Annotated in this window: 4 protein-coding genes; all 4 read left to right on the top strand. The window is 52.2% G+C overall.

What is annotated here, in order from left to right:
• Positions 1–231, top strand: a 231-nt coding sequence (locus tag Q0231_RS05805; RefSeq protein WP_299346202.1) for a hypothetical protein, incomplete at its 5' end; no start/stop codon positions are given.
• A complete protein-coding gene (locus Q0231_RS05800; RefSeq protein WP_299346199.1) occupies positions 228–974 on the top strand; it encodes an SDR family NAD(P)-dependent oxidoreductase in 747 nt (248 codons plus the stop codon). The genes Q0231_RS05805 and Q0231_RS05800, both read left to right, overlap by 4 nt.
• Positions 971–1,435, top strand: coding sequence for a MarR family winged helix-turn-helix transcriptional regulator (locus Q0231_RS05795; protein WP_269394410.1), 465 nt, complete (start codon positions 971–973; stop codon positions 1,433–1,435). The genes Q0231_RS05800 and Q0231_RS05795 overlap by 4 nt, the downstream gene beginning before the upstream one ends.
• Before the next feature lie 11 nt (positions 1,436–1,446).
• Positions 1,447–1,676 (top strand): enoyl-CoA hydratase-related protein (locus Q0231_RS05790; protein ID WP_299346205.1); only part of this gene is annotated, 230 nt, incomplete at its 3' end.

Below are 1,676 nucleotides of genomic sequence, written 5' to 3'. Positions count from 1 at the left end.
ATGGCGGTGGGCAATGTTTACGAGCCCGATCACGTCAACTCCATCTTGATGGCCGGGCGCGCCGATCTGGTTTGCCTTGCGCGACCACACCTTGCCAATCCATACTGGACCCTACACGCAGCGGCAGCCCTTGGGGACAAGCAAACCAATTGGCCAGACCCATATCATCCGGGCCGAGACCAAATGATGCGCTTGGCGGAACGGGCCGAAGGAATTGGAATAAAGGCATGAGCTTGAACACCAAATCAGTGCTGATAACAGGCGGTGGCACCGGGGTTGGCGCGGATATGGCTTTGGCATTTGCTGAACAAGGCGCAACGGTTTTCATTTCTGGTCGCACCAAAGCTTCGCTCGAAAAAGTAGCCGCTCAACACAGCGCCATCTCAACCGTCATAGCTGACGTGACAAGTGAAAAATCGGTGCAGGCCATGTTCGACCAAATCGGGCCAATGGACATTGTCATCGCCAATGCAGGCGCGGCTGAAAGCGCTCCAATTGTCAAAACAGATTTGGACAGCTGGAACCGCATGATTTCAGTCAATCTAACCGGCGTGTTTCTCACCTTAAAAGAGGGTTTGATCCGCATGAAGGGCAAAGACTGGGGCCGTTTGATTTCAGTTGCGTCCACTGCTGGCCTGAAGGGCTATGCTTATGTAGCGCCCTACTCAGCGGCCAAACATGGTGTGATCGGATTGACCAAATCCATGGCGCTCGAAGTGGCCAAAAAAGGCATCACCGTCAACGCGCTGTGCCCGGGGTTTCTCAATACAGAAATGACAGATCGATCTGTCGCCACGATCATTGAAAAAACCGGCATGAGCGAAGACGAAGCGCGGGCAAATCTATCTAAGAACAACCCGCAAGGGCGACTAATCGAACCAGCAGAAGTATCCGCTGCAGCCCTTTGGCTATGTGGTGCGGGATCAGACGGGATTAATGGACAAGCCATTTCAATTTCAGGGGGCGAAATATGAGCGTGGCACGCGAAAAACTTAAAGACCAACCGGTAAGCAAACAACGTTTGCGGCTTTGGCTGCAAATGCTCAAAACCACCCGGTTCATCGAAAATGAATTGCGCGAAGAATTGCGGCTTGGGTTTCAGTCCACCCTGCCGCGATTTGACGTTATGGCCATGTTGGACCGCACCCGCGAAGGCTTACGCATGAGCCAACTGTCCAAACAATTGATGGTCTCGAACGGCAATGTCACCGGCATTATAGATCGCTTGGTGCAAGAAGGCTTTGTGATGCGGGTGCAAGTTAAAGGCGACAAACGCGCAACGCTGGTTCGCCTTACCCCCAAAGGCATCGACAAATTTGCCGAAATGGCGAACGAGCACGAAGCCTGGATCAATGAGCACTTAAAAGAAATCGACGAAGGCGAAATCGGCCATTTCATCGACGTGCTATCAAAAGTGCGGGAGGAAGATCATTGACCCCCGTATCGATGAAAGACCTAAAGCCCAAACATTTCGCTTTTGAAATGGATGGACGGGTTGCAATTATCAACTTGCTGCGCCCCGACCGCAAAAACCCCCTAACCTTTGATAGCTACGCTGAGCTGCGCGATACATTCCGCGACATGGTTTATGCACACGATATTGATGTGGTTGTGTTCAAATCCAATGGTGGCAACTTCTGCTCCGGCGGTGACGTGCACGACATCATTGGGCCTTT

The sequence above is a fragment of the uncultured Maritalea sp. genome, assembly GCF_937139385.1.
GTDB classification, from domain to species: domain Bacteria; phylum Pseudomonadota; class Alphaproteobacteria; order Rhizobiales; family Devosiaceae; genus Maritalea; species Maritalea porphyrae_A.
Note: the sequence above shows the minus strand (reverse complement) of the source record. Positions and strands in the feature narration are given on the sequence as shown.